The organism is Rhizobium johnstonii 3841 (assembly GCF_000009265.1).
Taxonomy (GTDB): Bacteria; Pseudomonadota; Alphaproteobacteria; order Rhizobiales; family Rhizobiaceae; genus Rhizobium; species Rhizobium acaciae.
In genome coordinates, this window is sequence record NC_008380.1 from 608161 (window position 1) to 624944 (window position 16784).

The 16784-nt window shown below is 62.5% G+C and carries 21 protein-coding genes; 8 read left to right on the plus strand and 13 right to left on the minus strand.

The window, feature by feature from the left end; all coding sequences use genetic code 11:
* Positions 1-25: 25 nt before the first annotated feature.
* On the minus strand, positions 26-304 hold the full coding sequence (locus tag RL_RS02955; RefSeq protein ID WP_011650349.1) for a hypothetical protein: 279 nt from the start codon (positions 302-304) through the stop codon (positions 26-28).
* Positions 305-728: 424 nt separating this feature from the next.
* On the opposite strand from RL_RS02955, the gene RL_RS02960 reads away from it, so the two are divergent.
* The gene (locus RL_RS02960) at positions 729-1109 is read left to right on the plus strand and encodes a VOC family protein (RefSeq protein WP_011650350.1); all 381 of its coding nucleotides are present in this window, start codon (positions 729-731) and stop codon (positions 1107-1109) included.
* Between the two features lie 207 nt (positions 1110-1316).
* Here RL_RS02960 and RL_RS02965 read toward each other — a convergent pair whose 3' ends face one another.
* Positions 1317-3305, minus strand: a complete 1989-nt coding sequence (locus RL_RS02965) for a methyl-accepting chemotaxis protein (protein WP_011650351.1) — start codon at positions 3303-3305, stop codon at positions 1317-1319.
* Between the two features lie 578 nt (positions 3306-3883).
* Here RL_RS02965 and RL_RS02970 point away from each other — a divergent pair.
* Positions 3884-4759, plus strand: a complete 876-nt coding sequence (locus tag RL_RS02970; RefSeq protein ID WP_011650352.1) for a transporter substrate-binding domain-containing protein — start codon at positions 3884-3886, stop codon at positions 4757-4759.
* 28 nt (positions 4760-4787) lie between these two features.
* Here RL_RS02970 and RL_RS02975 read toward each other — a convergent pair whose 3' ends face one another.
* The 5 genes from RL_RS02975 to RL_RS02995 all read right to left on the minus strand — a co-directional run bounded on the left by RL_RS02975 (position 4788) and on the right by RL_RS02995 (position 7974).
* Complete coding sequence (locus RL_RS02975) at positions 4788-5201, minus strand: tellurite resistance TerB family protein (RefSeq protein ID WP_003545221.1); 414 nt, start codon at positions 5199-5201, stop codon at positions 4788-4790.
* Positions 5202-5303: 102 nt separating this feature from the next.
* Positions 5304-6026 (minus strand): thermonuclease family protein, encoded by a 723-nt coding sequence (locus RL_RS02980; protein ID WP_011650353.1) that lies wholly within the window; start codon positions 6024-6026, stop codon positions 5304-5306.
* A gap of 11 nt (positions 6027-6037) precedes the next feature.
* Positions 6038-6715, minus strand: a complete 678-nt coding sequence (locus RL_RS02985) for a S24 family peptidase (protein ID WP_011650354.1) — start codon at positions 6713-6715, stop codon at positions 6038-6040.
* A 121-nt stretch (positions 6716-6836) separates the two neighbouring features.
* Positions 6837-7484, minus strand: a complete 648-nt coding sequence (locus RL_RS02990) for a response regulator (protein WP_011650355.1) — start codon at positions 7482-7484, stop codon at positions 6837-6839.
* A 91-nt stretch (positions 7485-7575) separates the two neighbouring features.
* Positions 7576-7974, minus strand: coding sequence for a hypothetical protein (locus RL_RS02995; protein WP_011650356.1), 399 nt, complete (start codon positions 7972-7974; stop codon positions 7576-7578).
* Between the two features lie 284 nt (positions 7975-8258).
* On the opposite strand from RL_RS02995, the gene RL_RS03000 reads away from it, so the two are divergent.
* Positions 8259-8612 (plus strand): DUF952 domain-containing protein, encoded by a 354-nt coding sequence (locus RL_RS03000; protein WP_028740405.1) that lies wholly within the window; start codon positions 8259-8261, stop codon positions 8610-8612.
* The gene (locus RL_RS03005) at positions 8609-9697 is read left to right on the plus strand and encodes a quinone-dependent dihydroorotate dehydrogenase (RefSeq protein WP_011650358.1); all 1089 of its coding nucleotides are present in this window, start codon (positions 8609-8611) and stop codon (positions 9695-9697) included. Before RL_RS03000 ends, RL_RS03005 begins: the two co-directional genes overlap by 4 nt.
* On the opposite strand, the gene RL_RS03010 is transcribed toward RL_RS03005, so the two are convergent.
* The 3 genes from RL_RS03010 to RL_RS03020 all read right to left on the minus strand — a co-directional run bounded on the left by RL_RS03010 (position 9673) and on the right by RL_RS03020 (position 11870).
* The gene (locus RL_RS03010) at positions 9673-11019 is read right to left on the minus strand and encodes an MATE family efflux transporter (protein WP_011650359.1); all 1347 of its coding nucleotides are present in this window, start codon (positions 11017-11019) and stop codon (positions 9673-9675) included. The genes RL_RS03005 and RL_RS03010 overlap by 25 nt on opposite strands.
* 85 nt (positions 11020-11104) lie before the next feature.
* The gene (locus RL_RS03015) at positions 11105-11602 is read right to left on the minus strand and encodes a CAP domain-containing protein (RefSeq protein ID WP_011650360.1); all 498 of its coding nucleotides are present in this window, start codon (positions 11600-11602) and stop codon (positions 11105-11107) included.
* Position 11603: 1 nt separating this feature from the next.
* Positions 11604-11870 (minus strand): DUF6460 domain-containing protein, encoded by a 267-nt coding sequence (locus RL_RS03020; RefSeq protein WP_024321021.1) that lies wholly within the window; start codon positions 11868-11870, stop codon positions 11604-11606.
* A gap of 201 nt (positions 11871-12071) precedes the next feature.
* On the opposite strand from RL_RS03020, the gene RL_RS03025 reads away from it, so the two are divergent.
* The 3 genes from RL_RS03025 to RL_RS39815 all read left to right on the plus strand — a co-directional run bounded on the left by RL_RS03025 (position 12072) and on the right by RL_RS39815 (position 14172).
* On the plus strand, positions 12072-13004 hold the full coding sequence (locus RL_RS03025; RefSeq protein ID WP_011650362.1) for a class I SAM-dependent DNA methyltransferase: 933 nt from the start codon (positions 12072-12074) through the stop codon (positions 13002-13004).
* A gap of 211 nt (positions 13005-13215) precedes the next feature.
* A complete protein-coding gene (locus RL_RS03030; protein WP_041936161.1) occupies positions 13216-13851 on the plus strand; it encodes a YitT family protein in 636 nt (211 codons plus the stop codon).
* Between the two features lie 153 nt (positions 13852-14004).
* On the plus strand, positions 14005-14172 hold the full coding sequence (locus RL_RS39815; RefSeq protein ID WP_155251645.1) for a hypothetical protein: 168 nt from the start codon (positions 14005-14007) through the stop codon (positions 14170-14172).
* Between the two features lie 273 nt (positions 14173-14445).
* Here the strand turns inward: RL_RS39815 and RL_RS03035 are convergent, their stop codons facing one another.
* From RL_RS03035 to RL_RS03045, 3 genes are all read right to left on the minus strand, one after another.
* Complete coding sequence (locus tag RL_RS03035; protein ID WP_011650364.1) at positions 14446-14847, minus strand: endonuclease domain-containing protein; 402 nt, start codon at positions 14845-14847, stop codon at positions 14446-14448.
* A gap of 71 nt (positions 14848-14918) precedes the next feature.
* The gene (locus tag RL_RS03040; protein WP_011650365.1) at positions 14919-15380 is read right to left on the minus strand and encodes a carboxymuconolactone decarboxylase family protein; all 462 of its coding nucleotides are present in this window, start codon (positions 15378-15380) and stop codon (positions 14919-14921) included.
* Positions 15381-15402: 22 nt separating this feature from the next.
* The gene (locus RL_RS03045; RefSeq protein WP_003545245.1) at positions 15403-15903 is read right to left on the minus strand and encodes an RrF2 family transcriptional regulator; all 501 of its coding nucleotides are present in this window, start codon (positions 15901-15903) and stop codon (positions 15403-15405) included.
* Positions 15904-16036: 133 nt separating this feature from the next.
* Here RL_RS03045 and RL_RS03050 point away from each other — a divergent pair, with 133 nt between their 5' ends.
* Positions 16037-16669 carry a YitT family protein gene (locus RL_RS03050; RefSeq protein WP_011650366.1) on the plus strand — a complete coding sequence of 211 codons (633 nt, stop codon included), beginning with the start codon at positions 16037-16039 and terminating at the stop codon, positions 16667-16669.
* Positions 16670-16784 lie beyond the last annotated feature (115 nt).

The following is a 16784-nucleotide window of genomic DNA, read 5'->3' on the forward strand; positions in this document are numbered from 1 at the left end:
CTCCCGCAAACCACGCCGACCAAGCCTAATCCCCGAAAAACCGGATCGGCTTGTATCGGCGATGCGCGATGATCAGGCTCCGGTCGGGTTGGATGATGTAGGTTTCTTCCACCTGCTGGCCGTACTGGTCGATGAAATCATGCGGAAAGGCGGAACCAACCGGGGACTTGGTGAGTTTGGTGCGCGGTTGACCGCTATAGGTGATGCTGCCGGGGATGGGTTCGAGGCCCGGTCCGCTGTAGCTGACGGTGTTGCATCCCGCGAGAACGAGCGTGCCGACGAGGCCGATGATTGCAGGTTTCATATCCATCCCTCCCAATGCCGTGAATAATATTACTCTACACGTCGCCGGATAGGGTTGACGACACGTATGCCCATGCCGCGCTACAATCCTTCGGGAAGCGTCGCCGGGGACGCCGTGATCGAGCGGCCGGACGCGACATCCTCCTATATGGATATTAGGGTGAAAATCCCGTTCCGCCAGTCGCGCCGACGCATCCATTGCCGAAACCGGTGCCGTCTGCTAGATCGGCATCGTCGAAAAAGGCAGGATCGGTTGAGGTAAGCCCGGTCCCTTGCGTTCGAGCGTCAAGCGCGCTCTCGCGGAAGCTCTGCTCCGTGCCATGGCACGAGAACCCGCGACGTGATCCGCATCAAGGTGCGGCATCCCGGCGGCGTGCGGAGACTGCAAAAAGGCAGTCCCGGGATTTTTTCGAACGGAGCCTGTCATGCGCTTGAACCATCTCGATTTCCACGTACCCGATATCACGGCCACGGCGGATTTCTTGATCCGCCATTTCGGCCTAAAGCTTAAGGATATGCGCGGTCAGAATGGCCTCGCGATCTTGGAAGACGATACCCGCCTCGAAATCGTCCTCAGCCACGCAATCGCAAAATTCGGCACCGCCGATCAGGTGGAGATGGGTCGCAAGACCTATCACATCGGCTTCATTCTGCCCGAAAGGGCGGATGTCGATGCGGTCCATGCCGGGCTTGCTGCTGCCGGTGCTGATCTGTCCGGTCCGCCCGTCGCCATGCGCGGCGGCTGGCTGTTTTATTGCACGGCGCCTGGAAATATCCTCGTCGAGAGCGGCTGGCGGCCGGGTTAGGTCTGACAGGAGGTTCCGCTCAGAGAAAAGGCGGTCACCGGTTTTGCGTCGAGGGCCGCCCCTCACCCCAACCCTCTCCCCGTAAACGGGGCGAGGGGACGTGCCATGCGAGAGCGGGCGGGGAACGGAGAGGTTGCAGCATATCCCTTCTCCCCGCGTGCGGGGAGAAGGTGGCGGCAGCCGGATGAGGGGCAAGCCTCAAGCGGCTCAGAATTCCGTCCAGTCGGGATCCTGGCTCGGCGATGTGCTGCTGCCGGCGCCGAAGGCGTTGGCGATTTTCTGGCCGAGCGCGCGGGCCGGCGAGGCGGCCGGGCGGGCGGTGCCTTCGCGGGCGACGCGGACCGGCGACCTGGCTGCCGGGCGGGCGGCAGCGCGTGGTGTTGTGGCGATTGGCGCACTAGTGGTGAAGCCGCCGGTGCCCGTCAGCCTGAATTGGCCGAGCAGGTTGTTGAGCGCTGCCGCTTCGGTGGCGAGGTTGTGGCTGGCGGCAGTGGATTCTTCAACCATCGCCGCATTCTGCTGCGTGCCCTGATCCATGGTGTTGACGGCGGTGTTGATCTCCTGCAGTCCGATCGACTGTTCGCGGGAGGCTTCGGCGATCGCGTGGACGTGCTGGTTGATCTCCTGCACTTCGTGGACGATCGCGTCGAGCGCCTTGCCGGTTTCGCCGACCAGCGAGACGCCGGTCTGCACATGCGAGCCGGAGGTGCTGATCAGCGCCTTGATCTCCTTGGCCGCCTTTGCCGAGCGCTGGGCAAGTTCGCGCACTTCCTGGGCGACGACGGCAAAGCCCTTGCCGGCGTCGCCGGCGCGGGCGGCTTCGACGCCTGCATTCAAGGCCAAAAGATTGGTCTGGAAGGCGATGTCGTCGATGACGCCGATGATGTTGGAGATTTCGCCCGAGGACTTCTCGATCTGCTGCATGGCGGAGACGGCCTTGCGGACGACCTCGCCTGATTTTTCGGCACCGAGGCGGGTGCGGGCGACGAGCTGGCTTGCCTCCTCGGCCCGCTTGGCGGCGTCGCGCACCGTCGTGGTGATCTCCTCGAGCGCTGCTGCCGTTTCTTCGACGGAGGCCGATTGCTGTTCCGTCCGCTGCGAAAGCTGGTCCGCGGAGGAACGAATCTCGTTGGCGCCGGCACCGATCGCCCGGGCATTGGCGCCGACCGTATGCAGGGTTTCGTTGAGCTTCTCGACCGAGTTGTTGAAATCCTCACGCAGCGCATCGAGATGCGCGACGAAGGGCTCGGCGATATGCGAGGCGAGATCGCCGGCGGCAAGGCGGCGCAGGCCGTCGCCGAGCGCGGTGACGGCGCGGTCGAGTTCGGATGCTTCACGGGCCTTCTGCGCCTCGCGGTCGCGGCGCTCGCTGTCGCTGACGTCGCGGTCTGCTTCGGCGCGCGCTTCGATCCGGGCGCGCTCGATTGCATTGTCGCGGAAGACCGAAACGGCCTTTGCCATCTGGCCGACTTCGTCGCCGCGGTCGAGGCCGCTGACATCGCTTGTGGTATCGCCCTCGGCAAGCCGCGTCATGCGCTGGCGCAACTGCGTCATCGGGCCGGCGATACCCTTCTGGGCGACGACCACGCTGAAACCGACGGCGGCAAGAACGGCGATGCCGATCAGCACGAAACAGAAGACGATCCGTCCGTTGACGGAAGCCGAGAGCGCGTCGCCGCCATCGTTGAGCATCGCCATCATCGCATCATTGTTGGCGATCATCTTCGGCGTCAGCGCATCGAGCTTGGCATTGATCAGGGCAACATTCGCCTGGGCGCCGGCGCTGTCCTTGGCTTTGCTCTGTTCGATGATCTTGTTCGCCAGCGCTTCGATCTCATCGATGCCAGCCTGAATTTCATCGATCGCCGGCTTGCGGCTGGGCACCAGCGCCAGCGCCTGCTTCATGCGGTCACGCGCCTGTGGCAGCTTGCTCGGTATGGCGAGCGCCTTCTGGAATTCGGCCGTATCGGGCTTCATGTCGGCAAGCAGGCTTACCTGCAGCACCGAGGCCACCGCCGATGCGCTGGCGCGCGCGCTCAGCATCGAGGCCTGCGCCTCATGATCGATGAAGGCGCTGTAGGCGGCGTCCGCACGGCGGAACTCGGAAATGACATAGATCAGCCCGGCCATGGTGATGAGCCCCAGGAGCGCCACGACCGATATGATTTTGGTGCGGATTTTCAGATGTTTCAGCATGGAAATGTCACCCGATTGACGGGGCGTGCTCGCGCGCCCGTTGCTTTTGAAATCAATTGCTGCAGAAAAACGCTGCTTCAATATCGCGGTTTAGGGATTACGTTTGGGCTGACGCTTGCATCATGCGATCGGCTGGCGGGGTCCGATGTCGTCGCAATAAATAAAGGCGATATTCTTTAATTCCGCGCTAACACGAGGCGGTGGTTGGCTGTGATTTTTTGGGGCTGAATTGTCGTCTCGGGTCCTGCGCCAAGGCTATCCAGTTCGCGCTAGTGGTTGCCCCTCACCCTAACCCTCTCCCCGTTCTAACGGGGAGAGGGGACGTGCCATGCGAGGGTCGGATGGGAGCCGAGAGGTCGCGGCATATCCCCTTCGCCCCGTTTACGGGGAGAAGGTGGCGGCAGCCGGATGAGGGGCTGGTTCTGAGATCTCCTGGGCCAGGGATGTCGCATGAAGGCTGCTCTTCGCACGGCAGCACGATCCGGCTCACTCCCACGCATATTCCCCGCCACGCATGACTCTGATACATCTCGCCGACGTCGCAATGCTTCGCGCTTAACCCAGAGACCACAATCACGATGATGCAATCCAAGCTGGCATCCCTGACTCTGAAGGGTTTTTTCACGCTCGGCCTGTTTCTGGGCGTGCTCTTTTCGAGTTTTGCCGCATCGGCCCAGCAGGCGGCGCCCTCGCTGCCGCTGCTCTTCGATGCGCGCGAGCGTCTTGCCAGGCCCGATCTCTCCTCGCTGGTGCGCCTGCGCTTCCTGACCTCGGTTGATTTCCCGCCCTTCAATTTCACCGATCAGAACGGCAAGCTTTCCGGTTTCGATGTCGACCTCGCCCGCGAAATCTGCAGCGAGTTGGAAATATCCGATAAGTGCCAGATCCAGGCGATCCCCTTCGCCGACCTCAGGGATGCGCTTGCCGCCTCGCAGGGCGATGCCGTCATCGCCGGTCTTGCCGTGACCCCGGAGCTGCGCCGGCAATTCCTCTTCTCCAGACCTTATCTGATGCTGCCGGCGCGCTTCGTGCGCAATCTCGGCGTGCCGCTCGACGGAAAGACCGCTGCCGCGCTTTCCAGCCACCCGGTCGGCGTGGTCAGGGGGACGGTGCACGAGGCGATGCTGGCAGCCTTTTTCCCCACGCTCAAGGCCGAGCCGTTCGACACGAAGGACGCCCTGCTTGCGGCGCTCAAGGATCGCAAGGTCGATGCCGCCTTTGCCGATGCGCTGCAGCTTTCCTTCTGGGTTTCTTCGCCGGCCTCAGCCAAATGCTGCGCGCTGTTCGACGGCCCCTATCTCTCCGAGCATTTCCTCGGCGAGGGCATGACGATCATGCTGCGGCAGAAGGACAGCGTGCTGACATCAGCCATCGACCACGCGCTCGCCACGCTGTCGCGCAACGGCCGCCTCCAGGAAATCTATCTGCGTTATTTCCCCTACGGGCTTTATTGAATTATGCAGCAGTCCAAAGCTGATGCATTCAGCCCTTGCGGAAGCGGGCAATCGCGCTGCGCTCGATCGCCGCGCAGGTGAGCTTGTCGAGGCCGAGCCGATCGCGCAGCAGGCTGAGCAGCCGCAACTCCTCCGCCTTGACCGAGAGATCGGCGGATGCCACTTCGACGGCCAGCGCATAGGCCGTGTCGTAGAGCTTTGCGGGCAGGGTATCGCGCACGGTTTCGAGAACGACGTCGAGGCCTTCCGGCCCGGCCAGCAGCGAGGCGCAGTCGCGCGCTACTGCAATCAGCTTGTCGTCGTCGAAATCCCGGAAAACCGGCAGGAATCCGATCAATTGGCCGATCCTTGTCATCTCCCTGTCGTTCATCGTGCTGTCGACGGCGGATGCCATCACCATCACGTAGATCAGCGCGTCATGGGCGGAAAGCGGCTTGTTCATCTCTGATTCCTTTTTCGGTCAGCCCAGATTAGGAATTGACGACAGCCATTACAAGGGATCGGCCCGATCCGGGGCTGTCCGACCACTGTCGTGGCTGCCGGTTTAATTGCGGCGCGGATCATCGCCGTAGAGGCCTTTTCCTGCCTGCCTGGCCTTTTCGGCGGCAGCCGTAAGCGGCGAACCCGCCGCCGGTTCCGCCCAGCCGTTTTCGGCGAGCCATGAGCCGAGATCCTCTGTGCCGAGCCGGCAGGCAGTCGTTACTGTTTCCTTCCATTCCACCGTCTCGAGATCGCAGCTGACGCTGCGGTTGCGCAACAACAGGCGCAGCGCCGTCTTCGCCATCATGCCGCAGGGCCATTGCCGGCCCGCCGGCCCGCATATCCTGTCGACCGGCGTCGGCACGATGCCGGCAAGCTGAAGCCGGCGCTCGCCAAAGGACAGAATGCCGCCATTGTCGACCATCGGCCGCGCCAGCTCCACAGGCTTTTTCGCAGCCGGACTTGCCGTTTGCCCGGCCGGCGTCTCCGCTTGTTGCGGTGCATCGGTCGGTTTGGGTGCCCCGCCGTCGCCCGACACCGGCCCCGACCCCGGAGAAGGCGGAGCCGTCGGCTCCACTGAGCGAGCAATCATTTCGGCACGGTCGTCCGAGATTGTCGCACGTTCGCCGGCCTCAGGGGCGGCATCCGCCGACGCGGTCGCTGTCTCCTCCGCGGACGCCATCTCTTCGCCGGCCGTGCCGCCGCCAAGCCTTGCTTCGCCTGCCAGCAGCAGGCCGGCCACCACCGCCATCCCGGTGATACCTGTGATGAAGGCGGCAGGGCGCATGGAATATCTTCCTATTGGCTGGCCCAGATGATGCGGGCGATCCAGTCGACGTCGGAAAGCTCGAGGGTGCGGTTGGGATGTTCGGGATTGAGAGACAGCAGCTCGATCGATCGCGGGCTCTGGCGCAGCAGCACCTTGGCCATCACCTCGCCCTCATTTGTGCGCACGACGACGCGGTCGTTGCGGCGCACCTGCGCCCCCGGCTCGACGATCAGCACGTCGCCGTCGCGATAAAGCGGCATCATGCTCTCGCCTTGCACCTCCAGTGCATAGACGCCTGATTTCTGCGAAGGGGCGGCCGGAAATTCCACCACGTCCCAACCCTGGCCGGCCGGAAAGCCGCCATCGTCGAAGAAACCGCCGGCGCCCGCCTGGGCGAAGCCGAGCAGCGGAATGGAGCCGCCCTGCGGCTGAAACGCGTTTTCCTGCTGCCTGGCCTGCTGCTCGGAGGGGCCGGCGTCCGGCCGCATGAAGGCCAGAAACTGCTCCATGCTTGCCCCTGTGGCGTCGAGCACCTTGGCGATCGATTCCGTGGAGGGCCAGCGCAGCCGCCCGTCGGCGGAAAGCCGTTTCGATTTGTTGAAGGAGGTCGGGTCGAGGCCGGCGCGCCGCGCAAGACCGGACGGCGTCAGCTCGTGCCGTTCGGCAAGCCTGTCGAGCGCTTCCCAGATCTGGTTGTGTGACAGCATGCGCGATTCCGTCGCGGCTCATTCAACGCCGCGCTCCAACCCGGCGGAATATTAACCGACCGCGCCGCCCGAGTAAAGATAGAAGAGGAATAAAATCCTGTTGCCAAAGGAAATGTATCGCTCAGGCGACCATCGCCATGTTGATCTTGCCGAGCTGGATCACCGCCTGCGTCCGGCTGTCGACATCGAGTTTCAACAGGATCGCCGAGACATGCGCCTTGATCGTCGCCTCGGAGACGCCGAGTTCGTAGGCGATCTGCTTGTTAAGCAGCCCTTCGCCGAGCATGGTCAGCACCCGGCTCTGCTGCGGCGTCAGCGTATGCAGGCGGTGGATCAGATCGGCGACATCGGGATCCTGCTCCTGCCCGTCGCGATAGCTCTCCGGCGTGGCGATATCGCCGGCAAGCACCGTCTGGATGCTGCGGCGAATATCCTCGATGCCGGAGGATTTCGAAATGAAGCCGGAAGCACCGAGTTCCAGCGCCCGGCGGATCGTCGTCGCATCGTCGGTTGCCGAGACGATGACGATCGGCAGGCTGGCGAATTCGGAGCGCAGCGCCATCAGGCCGGAAAAACCACTGACCCCGGGCATGGCGAGATCGAGCAGCATCAGATCGGCATCCGCATGGGCGCCGGCCGCCCGGCGCGCGGCAGCGAAATCGCCGGCCTCGACGATCGACTGCCGGCCTTCCATGCCGATCACCGCCTGGCGCAGCGCATCGCGGAAAAGCGGATGATCGTCCGCAATGATGATGGTGTGTTCCTGCATCGAAAACTCCCTCCCAAGAGCCCGACCATGCCGGCATGTGCCGCCGCCCCTCCGCGTTGCACGCCAGCTTGCTCATGCCGACTATATCAGATCAGGTCTTCTGCGGAAGGGGATTGGTGTTTTCCTCGGCCTGGAACTCCTTCACCATCCCCATGAAACTCTTCATCATCCGCTCCATGATGCTGATCGAACGGTCGACCTCGGCATCGCTCGGCAGCGCGCGCTGGATGACACCGCCCTGTTCGAGCGCCGTCACCCGCTTTGCCAACCGGTCGAGTTCGTCCTCATAGGCCGCCCGCTCGTCGGCTGCCATCCGGCAGACGAGGGCGCCCTCCTTGTCCTGGCAGATCGACATTGCCCCGGTCTGCCGGTCAAGCCGGACGAAATGGTCGCCGCTCTTTTCCAGCTGGAAACGGCTCGCATCGGGTTCGACGGCCGCCGCGGCCAACGGCATCAGAAAAACGCCAAGCGTGATAACGAATGCCTTCATCGTCTCATCCTCCGGATTTTGTTACTACAGCGCCACGCGTCTTTTTCAGACGCGCGAGGGACGCGGTAGCACTTTAAATTGCTGCATAATTTTATCCTTAAATCGATTCCGATTTAAGGAATTATGCAGGAGAGCATGATGCCGAAAAGTGTGCGCGGTTTTCGGACGACATCATGCTCTAATTCTGTTCTAGCGGTCCCGTTTTTCGGAGCCGGGGCGTGGACATCGCCGCCTCTTTCCGGCAAAGCCCTCGTGACCAAGGAACAGCCTATCGTGAGGCCATGATGACCCTGACACCGACCCTTTACAAGATCGTGACGGAAACGCTCTGGCAGCAAGCCAGACAAACCGGCACTTTTCATGGCGCCGGCATCGATCTCAAGGACGGCTTCATCCATTTCTCGACGGCAGACCAGGTGAAGCAGACCGCCGCGCTGCATTTTGCCGGCCAGTCCGGCCTGCTGCTGATTGCCGTCGATGGCAGCGGCCTCAGTGACAAGCTGGTCTTCGAACCCTCGCGCGGCGGCGATCTCTTCCCGCATCTCTACGCCGATCTGCCGCTTGCCGCCGTGCTCTGGGAGGCGCTGCTGCCGCTCGACGAAACCGGCGCCCATGTCTTTCCGGAGTTGCAGCCATGATCGATCCCTTCAAGCGTCTCGCCCGCAAGGGTCTCTTCCTGTTCGATCCGGAAACGGCGCACGGCATGTCGATCGCCGCGCTGAAATCCGGCCTCGTGCCCGCCTGCCAGCTGACACCCGATCCGCGCCTGCGCCAGACCGTTGCCGGCCTTACCTTCGAAAATCCGCTCGGCATGGCCGCCGGCTACGACAAGAATGCCGAGGTGCCGGAGGCGCTGCTGAAGCTCGGCTTCGGCTTTACCGAGATCGGCACGGTGACGCCGAAGCCGCAATCCGGCAATCCGCGGCCGCGCATCTTCCGCCTGGTGGAGGATGAAGGCGTCATCAACCGCCTCGGCTTCAACAATGAAGGCCATGATGCCGCTTTCGGGCGCCTCGCCGCGCTGAGGGGCGGCGGCATGATCGGCGTCAATATCGGCGCCAACAAGGATAGCGAGGATCGCATCGCCGACTATGTCGCTGGCATCCGCCGCTTTTATTCCGTCGCGCGCTATTTCACCGCCAACATCTCCTCGCCGAACACCCCTGGCCTGCGCGATCTGCAGGGGCGCGAAAGCCTTGCGGTGCTGTTGTCTGCTGTGCTTGCGGCGCGTGACGAAATGGGGGCGGCATCCGGCCGGAAGATCCCGGTCTTTCTGAAGATCGCGCCTGATCTTACCGAGGAAGGCATGGACGATATTGCCGCGGAAGCGCTCTCGCATGCGCTCGACGGCCTGATCGTCTCCAACACCACGCTGTCGCGCGACGGACTTAAGGATCAGCGCCAGGCGAAGGAGACGGGTGGCCTTTCCGGCGTGCCGCTGTTCGAAAAGTCGACGGCGGTGCTCGCCAGGATGCGCAAGCGCGTCGGCCCTGATCTGCCGATCATCGGCGTCGGCGGCGTCTCCTCGGCCGAAACCGCGCTGGAGAAGATCCGGGCGGGTGCCGATCTCGTCCAGCTCTATTCCTGCATGGTCTACGAGGGCCCCGGTCTGGCCGGCGATGTCGTCCGCGGCCTCTCGAAACTCCTGGATCGCGAAAAGGCCGCCTCGATCCGCGAGCTGCGCGATACCAGGGTCGATTACTGGGCAGCGCGAAAGGTCTGATCGGCCCGTCGCTTGACCAGCATCGCCAGGAAGAAACCGCGAAAGAGCAGGAAGGCGTTCATCGCCAGCCAGAGGCCGTGATTGCCGAAGAGCGGCACGAAGACCGCGAGCATCAAGAGATAGCCGGCGAAAGATATCAGCATCCGGTTGCGCATGTCGGCCGACCATGTGGCGCCGATGAAGACCCCGTCCATCAGAAAGGCGAGCGCGCCGGTCGGGCCCGTCACCGCCGCCCAGGGCAGATAGGTTTCAGCCGCCTGCCGCACCTCGGGTGAGGTCGTCAGCACCGAGATCAGCCAGGGGCCGGCGAGGAAGAAGAAGGCCGAGCCGAGCGCCGCCAGCCCGAAGGACCACAAGGTCGTGAGCTTCAGCCCGCGGTCGAAGGCCGGCCGGTAATGGGCGCCGATTGCGCGGCCGATGATCTGTTCGGCGGCATTGGCAAGCCCGTCGAGATAATAGCCGGATAGTAGGAAGAAATTCATCACCACGGCATTGGCGGCAAGCGTCACCGCGCCGAAGCTGGTGCCGATCCGCGTCATGATGGTGAAGGCGCCGATCAGCACGAAAGTCCGGATCAGGATGTCGCGGTTGAGCGCGAAAAGCTCCGCCAGCCGGTGGCGGGAAAAGACCTCGGACCATGCCGGCCGCGATGCCTTGCCGAAGCCGCTGAGCACGATGAAAAGCCCGGCGAGCGCGCCGACGGTTTCGCCGGCCATCGTTCCCCAGGCCACCCCTGCCACGCCCCAGTCGAGCGTCAGGCCGAGATAGATGGAAAGCAGGATGTTGATGCCGTTGATGATCGCCTGCAGCAGCAGTCCGATATTGCCCTGTCCGCGCCCGAGCACGAAGCCGAGGATGGCATAATTTGCCAATGCCGCGGGTGCTGCCAGCATGCGGATCGAGAAATAGGTGCTGGTCGCCTCGGCGATCGCGCCTTCCGCCCCCATCAGCCTCAACCCCGCCGCCATCAGCAGCGGCGAAAGACAGAGCAGCGCCAGTCCGCAGCCGAGCGCCGAAATCATCGCCCGGGAAAAGACCGCTTGCTGCTCGTGCTGGTCGTGACGGCCATAGGCCTGCGCCGTCAGCCCGGTCGTCGAGGCGCGCAGGAAGTTGAAGCTGCCGAGGATCAGATCGAAGAGCATCGCGCCGATCGCCAGCCCTGCCAGCGCTTCCGCATTGCCCATGCGGCCGACGACGGCGGTGTTCGTCAGCCCGAGCAGCGGCGTCGTCATGAAGCCGAGCGTCATCGGAATGGCGATCGACAGCACCATTAGGTGCGTTACGTCGAATGCAAGCGCGTTGTGATTGCTGCGTGTATCCATGCCGGCCTCGTCGCGGCAGCGCCACGCGTCGTTTCAGACGCGCAAAAGACGCTGCATCACTTGAACTGCTGCAGGCGGAATCACCTCAGCTGGAAAGCACCATGGCCCAATAGGGCAGGTTCCTGGAAGATGTATTATGGGCGACGGCAACGCCAAGGCCGCCATAACGTCCGAGCATGTTTTCCAGGTGATGCGGCGAGTTGATCCAGGCCGTCACCACGGCATCGACGCTCTGCTGGCCGGCGGCGATATTCTCAGCCGCCGGCAGCCGCACGCCGCTCGCCTTGACGCGCGCACCGAAGCTGTCGGTCATGCCCATGAGATGCGCCATCTTGCCGGCGCTCGCCATGCGTTTTGCCTGAAACAAGGCGGCAGTGCTCGCCGCCGGATCGACGGCAAGCGCCGGCAGGCCGTGTTTGGCCCTGAGCTGGTTGACGAGCGGCAGCACGCTCGCCGTCTCGTCTTCGCCGTCTGACGGCGTGCCGGCCATCCGCGGGGTCGTGGTGCAGCCGGCGATGCCGGCGGCGAGCGCAAGTCCGGAAAGGCGTAGCAGGCCGCGTCTGGAAAGATCGATGGATGTCATGTTACCGGCGGTAGCTGAAAAGACGAAGGATGACGAAGAGCGGAATGACGATCGTCGCGCCGAGGATGAGATAGTCGCCGACGCGCCCGAGAGCCGAGAAGCCCCGGTGCCAGATTTCCAGGATGAAGTCGCGGACGCCGTCGATGATGCTCCACGGCGTCAGGCCGAAAACGGTCATGACGAAACCGACGATCAGCGACACCACGATAAGTTTTATCAATGTGCGGCCGATTGAATCGCCGAGGAACCTGTTCGCCTGATCGGACATAAGCCATCTCCTGTTTGCCCTTGGAATAAGGTCGCGGCGCGCTGCCCGCAAGCCCTTTCCGGAATTGGCCGCTTCGCCTCTGAAATAGGACTTGAGTTTTTTTGTGGCCGCCGCCAAATGCGGGCCAATGCATGTCGCCCGGAAGTGTGCAGCGGTTCCGGGAAAACGACATGCATAAAACAAAGAGCTACAGGCCCATTGATGCAGCCCCACCAGCTTTCGTCAGGCGACGTCATCGCCGACCGCCGCGCCGATTATGCCAGGATGCTCGAAGAAGGCGGCGAGCCGGAAGCGGCTGCCGAGCTGATGGAGCAGGCCCTCGAGCTCGTGCCCGCCTGGGCGGCCGGCTGGTATCGCCTTGCCACCTATCTGGAAAAGGCGGGCAGGGGTGAAGCCGCGATCGAGGCCTATCGCAGGACGCTTACCCTCGATCCCGACGACATTTTTGGCGCCGCCCTCAAGCTCGCCCTTCTCGGCGACGCAGCCACGCCTGACCTGCCGCCGAGCCGCTATGTCGAGCGCCTCTTCGACGACTATGCCGACCGTTTCGAATCAGCGCTTGTCGAAAAGCTCGACTACAGCGTCCCGCAGAAACTGGCAGCGCTCATCGCCTCCACCGGCAGGCGCTACGAACTGGCCGTCGATCTCGGCTGCGGCACCGGCCTGCTCGGCCCGGAGATCCGCGCCAATGTCGGCCGCCTCGAAGGCTTCGATCTCTCGCAGAACATGCTGGCGAAGGCCGCCGAGAAACATGTCTATGACGGTCTCGCCCAAGCCGATCTCTCGCTCGCGCCCGATCTCTCCGGCGTCTTTGCCGATGCCGGGCGCCATCGCGCCGACCTGGTGACGGCAGCCGACGTGCTGATGTATCTCGGCAATCTCGAAAGCGTCTTTGCCATCGTCGGAGAACTCGCCGCATCAGGCGCCGATATCGCCTTTTCCGTCGAGGATGCGGGGGAGGGTGACGGCTTCCATCTCGCCCCGTCGCTGCGCTACGCCCATTCGGAAAGCTATGTCAGGATGCTTCTTGCCCGTCACGGGCTGGAGATCCTCAAGACCGTCAAGTCGGTCATTCGCAAAGATGGCGGAAAACCGGTTTCCGGCATTCTGTTCCTTACGCGCAAGCCCGCGTGAGCGAACATTTCTTGCGATTTTTGAATAGGTCAGTATTGCTTACCTATTTCGCTTGATCGGAAGACCGAAAAACCCGATACTGCACCATATCGGCAGAGAGCCCGGCAATATTACGCCGAGGCGCTCGGGCTCCTTTCATGATCCAAAATTCCGTCGCGCCCGGGCCTTCCCAAGCGCGTTCTTGAACTCGTCTGCCGTGGAGACTGGCGACATGACACAGCTCATCAATGCCCTTGGCTTCTGGAATACGACTGCGACGCGCCACACCCCGATCGAAGACGTGCAGGGCATATTCTCCGGCAGCCTCGTTGCCGCACTCGGCCTTTATGTGCTCGCCAGCGCCGGCCTTCTCACCGGCAGCACGGCCGGTGTGGCCTTCCTCCTGCATTATGCCTTCGGCGTCAATTTCGGCCTCGCCTTCTTCCTGCTTAACTTGCCGTTCTTCTATCTCTCCTGGAAGCGCCTCGGCATCGCCTTCACCATCAAGACCTTCATCGCCATCGGCCTGACCTCGGTGCTTGCCGATGTGCAGTCGCGCTTCCTGTCCATTTCGAGCATTCATCCGGCCTGGGCGGCACTTCTCGGCGGGTTGCTGCTCGGCTTCGGCCTGCTGGCGCTCTATCGCCACCGCGCCAGCCTCGGCGGTGTCGGCATTCTCGGCATCTACCTGCAGGAGCGTTTCGGCATCCGCGCCGGCCTCGTCCAGCTCGTCATCGACATGTGCGTGCTCGCCGCCGCCTTCTTCGTCACTACGCCGCCTGTCGTCTTCTATTCGGTGCTCGGCGCCGTCGTCCTCAACCTCTTCGTCGCCATCAATCACCGCGCCGACCGTTACATTGCGCTTTAGTTTTGCGCATGTCGTTTCCGCAAAACCGCCGCACACTTTTGCGCGACATGCTCCAACATTACAAATCGGTAAGCCATTCTAAACAAAACGTAACTTGCCTGTGATCAGTCGCGGCGCGAAACTCTGCTCGCGCCGGATTTGATGAGGTGAACTATGTCAGATTTGGAAAAGCTTGTGAGACGCCGTATGCAGGAAGAATATGCCAAGGGCGCTTCCGCAGAAGAAATTGCGAAAGTCGTCCGCGACCTATTCAACAGCATCGACCTCTCGGGCGATCGGTTTGACGCCGTTGCCATACGGGCCACCAGGAATCACGAGTGACCCGATATTCGACCGACCCGAGATTTTCGGGTCGGTTGCCAGGATGAATTCCTCGCCATCAGTCACTGCGCCCTCACCAGCCCCTCATGGCTGCCGCCACCAAACCGGGGTCGAGCCACGGGTCTCGCCCCGTCCTTCGGACCCTCGTAATCGGGGGCGAAGGATATGCCGCACGGGCTTCCTCAACTTCAACGCTGCGTTTGGCACGTCCCCTCTCCCCGTCTTTACGGGGAGAGGGTTAGGGTGAGGGGCATGTCACACGGCAAACCATCGCTAGTCACGTGCCGCCGGAAAGAATCGCAAATCCGCCACCTCGACCCGTTCAACCAGCCGGCCGTCGCAAATTGCCAGAATAGTATCCAGCACCGATGGCAGTGCCGTCAGAACATCCACATTCCAGAAGCGCACCACCGACCAGCCATCACCGGTCATGAAGACATCACGAATGCCGTCTCGTCGACTTTCCGCATGTTGACTGCCGTCGATTTCGATGACGAGCCGCAATTCACGGCAGGCGAAATCTGCAAAATAGGGACCAATCGGCAATTGTCGGACAAACTTGTTTCCGTTGAGCCGCCGATCGCGCAGCTCATTCCACAGTCTGTCCTCTGCATCATTGTCCGACTGACGCAACGATCGCGCTCGGGCGGTGGTTTTGGGCTTGGGACCTCTCATGAAAGTCGTTCCGTGTGATTTGCCCCTCACCCTAACCCTCTCCCCGTAAAAACGGGGAGAGGGGACAAGTTTCACGCCGCCTTCTGCGCCGCATCGAGCGGATGCTGTGAGCGGAAGCCGACGGCAAGCCGGTTCCAGATGTTGATGGCGCCGATCGCCACCGTGATCTTCGTCATCTCTTCCTCGGAAAAATGTGCCTTCAGCGTCTCGTAGTCAGCGTCCGGGGCACCTGTTTTGGCGATATTGGTCACTGAATCCACCCAGCCGAGCAGCGCCCGTTCGCGGGCGTCATAGACCGGCGATTCGCGCCAGACGCACATCAGGTTGATCCATTGTTCGGAGAGCCCATCATGGCGGGCTTCCTTCACATGCATGTCGACGCAATAGGCACAGCCGTTGATCTGCGAGGCGCGCAGCTTGATCAGGTGGATGAAGCGGCGCTCCAGCCCGGAGGATTGGACATATTGCTCGAGCGCGGCGACTGCCTTGTAGGCATCGGGAGCGGCTTTGGCGAAGTTGAAACGTGGTTGCATGCTCTTTCTCCTTTGTTATGGCTCAACGAGCCGTCTTGCGTTCATGGATTTCAAGGAAGGCGCAGCCTCTGGCTGCGATCGATCCGTCATCGACGGCGGCAAGTTCGATGCCGATATCGGCCAGGCTCGTCTTGGCGAGTTCGGCGCGATAGACCCGTTCGGCTTTCAGCATCGCCGCGTTGATGGTGCAGGGCTGGGCGAACAAGCGATCGGAGACCGGGTTCGGTCCGCGCTGACGGATTTCGGCGCAGCGGAACGCCGGTGCAGACCCCTCGACCGCGAGCACGATGTCGAGCAGCGAAATCTCCTTCGGCGCTTTTGCCAGCCGATATCCGCCCTTCGGCCCCGGTACGGTATCGAGGATGCCGGCGCCCGACAGCGCTTGCAGATGCTTCAGCAGATAGCTCGTCGAAACGCCGTGGAATTCCGCCAGCGCGGCCGCCGACAGCACGCCGCCTTCGGAGAGGCCGGAAAGCATCGCAACGCTGTGAATGGCCTGCTCGACCCCATCGCCCATCTTCATGCACCTGGTCTCCTCAATTCGTGGATAAAAAATATCCACGATTATGTGTGATGTCAAGAGGCGGGCTTGCTGCTTGCCACTTGCCTTTATCCTGACCCCGGATAGAAGACGGAAACGCCGACAGGGGAATAACATGGCATCCAACGCTTTCGCGGGCCTTCTGAATTCCAGCGCCGACCGTCACTCGCTCTTCGACGACGCCCAGGGCATCGTCGCCGGCAGCATGCTCGCCGTGCTCGGCGTAACGCTTCTCTCCGGCGCGGGGCTGCTTGCCGGCGGCACGGCGGGCCTTGCCTTCCTCGCCCATTATGCGACGGGCTTCAGCTTCGGCCTCTGCTTTTTTGCCGTGAACCTGCCCTTCTATTATCTCGCCTTCCGCCGCTTGGGCGCCGCCTTTACCATCAAGACCTTCGCCGCCATCGCGCTGACCTCGGTCCTGTCCGAATTCGTCTCGGGCTTCATCAGCATGGCGCATGTCGATCCCATCGCCGGCGCGCTCTTCGGCGGCCTCGTCATCGGCGCCGGCATGCTGGCGCTCTTCCGCCACCGCGCCAGCCTCGGCGGCATCGGCATTCTCGCCCTCTATATCCAGGATCGCTTCGGCTGGCGCGCCGGCTTCGTCCAGCTCGGCTTCGACGGCATCATCCTGGCGCTCTCCTTCTTCGTCGCAAGCCCCTTCATTATCGCCTGCTCCGTGCTTGGTGCGATCGTTCTCAACCTCACGATTGCCATCAACCACCGCAAGGACCGCTATATCGCCATGTGAAGGCTAAAGCGCATCGCGATCTTTCAGATTCGCTCATCGCGCTTTAGGTCTTTGTTTTTATGCATGTCGTTATCGCAAAACCGCGGCACACTTTTGCGCGACATGCTTTGGCCGC

Bases quoted from the DNA above. Each gene is read 5' to 3' on its own strand.
- RL_RS02955 (WP_011650349.1), bottom strand. From the start codon at position 304: ATGAAACCTGCAATCATCGGCCTCGTCGGCACGCTCGTTCTCGCGGGA.
- RL_RS02960 (WP_011650350.1), top strand. From the start codon at position 729: ATGCGCTTGAACCATCTCGATTTCCACGTACCCGATATCACGGCCACG.
- RL_RS02965 (WP_011650351.1), bottom strand. From the start codon at position 3,305: ATGCTGAAACATCTGAAAATCCGCACCAAAATCATATCGGTCGTGGCG.
- RL_RS02970 (WP_011650352.1), top strand. From the start codon at position 3,884: ATGATGCAATCCAAGCTGGCATCCCTGACTCTGAAGGGTTTTTTCACG.
- RL_RS02975 (WP_003545221.1), bottom strand. From the start codon at position 5,201: ATGAACAAGCCGCTTTCCGCCCATGACGCGCTGATCTACGTGATGGTG.
- RL_RS02980 (WP_011650353.1), bottom strand. From the start codon at position 6,026: ATGCGCCCTGCCGCCTTCATCACAGGTATCACCGGGATGGCGGTGGTG.
- RL_RS02985 (WP_011650354.1), bottom strand. From the start codon at position 6,715: ATGCTGTCACACAACCAGATCTGGGAAGCGCTCGACAGGCTTGCCGAA.
- RL_RS02990 (WP_011650355.1), bottom strand. From the start codon at position 7,484: ATGCAGGAACACACCATCATCATTGCGGACGATCATCCGCTTTTCCGC.
- RL_RS02995 (WP_011650356.1), bottom strand. From the start codon at position 7,974: ATGAAGGCATTCGTTATCACGCTTGGCGTTTTTCTGATGCCGTTGGCC.
- RL_RS03000 (WP_028740405.1), top strand. From the start codon at position 8,259: ATGACCCTGACACCGACCCTTTACAAGATCGTGACGGAAACGCTCTGG.
- RL_RS03005 (WP_011650358.1), top strand. From the start codon at position 8,609: ATGATCGATCCCTTCAAGCGTCTCGCCCGCAAGGGTCTCTTCCTGTTC.
- RL_RS03010 (WP_011650359.1), bottom strand. From the start codon at position 11,019: ATGGATACACGCAGCAATCACAACGCGCTTGCATTCGACGTAACGCAC.
- RL_RS03015 (WP_011650360.1), bottom strand. From the start codon at position 11,602: ATGACATCCATCGATCTTTCCAGACGCGGCCTGCTACGCCTTTCCGGA.
- RL_RS03020 (WP_024321021.1), bottom strand. From the start codon at position 11,870: ATGTCCGATCAGGCGAACAGGTTCCTCGGCGATTCAATCGGCCGCACA.
- RL_RS03025 (WP_011650362.1), top strand. From the start codon at position 12,072: ATGCAGCCCCACCAGCTTTCGTCAGGCGACGTCATCGCCGACCGCCGC.
- RL_RS03030 (WP_041936161.1), top strand. From the start codon at position 13,216: ATGACACAGCTCATCAATGCCCTTGGCTTCTGGAATACGACTGCGACG.
- RL_RS39815 (WP_155251645.1), top strand. From the start codon at position 14,005: ATGTCAGATTTGGAAAAGCTTGTGAGACGCCGTATGCAGGAAGAATAT.
- RL_RS03035 (WP_011650364.1), bottom strand. From the start codon at position 14,847: ATGAGAGGTCCCAAGCCCAAAACCACCGCCCGAGCGCGATCGTTGCGT.
- RL_RS03040 (WP_011650365.1), bottom strand. From the start codon at position 15,380: ATGCAACCACGTTTCAACTTCGCCAAAGCCGCTCCCGATGCCTACAAG.
- RL_RS03045 (WP_003545245.1), bottom strand. From the start codon at position 15,903: ATGAAGATGGGCGATGGGGTCGAGCAGGCCATTCACAGCGTTGCGATG.
- RL_RS03050 (WP_011650366.1), top strand. From the start codon at position 16,037: ATGGCATCCAACGCTTTCGCGGGCCTTCTGAATTCCAGCGCCGACCGT.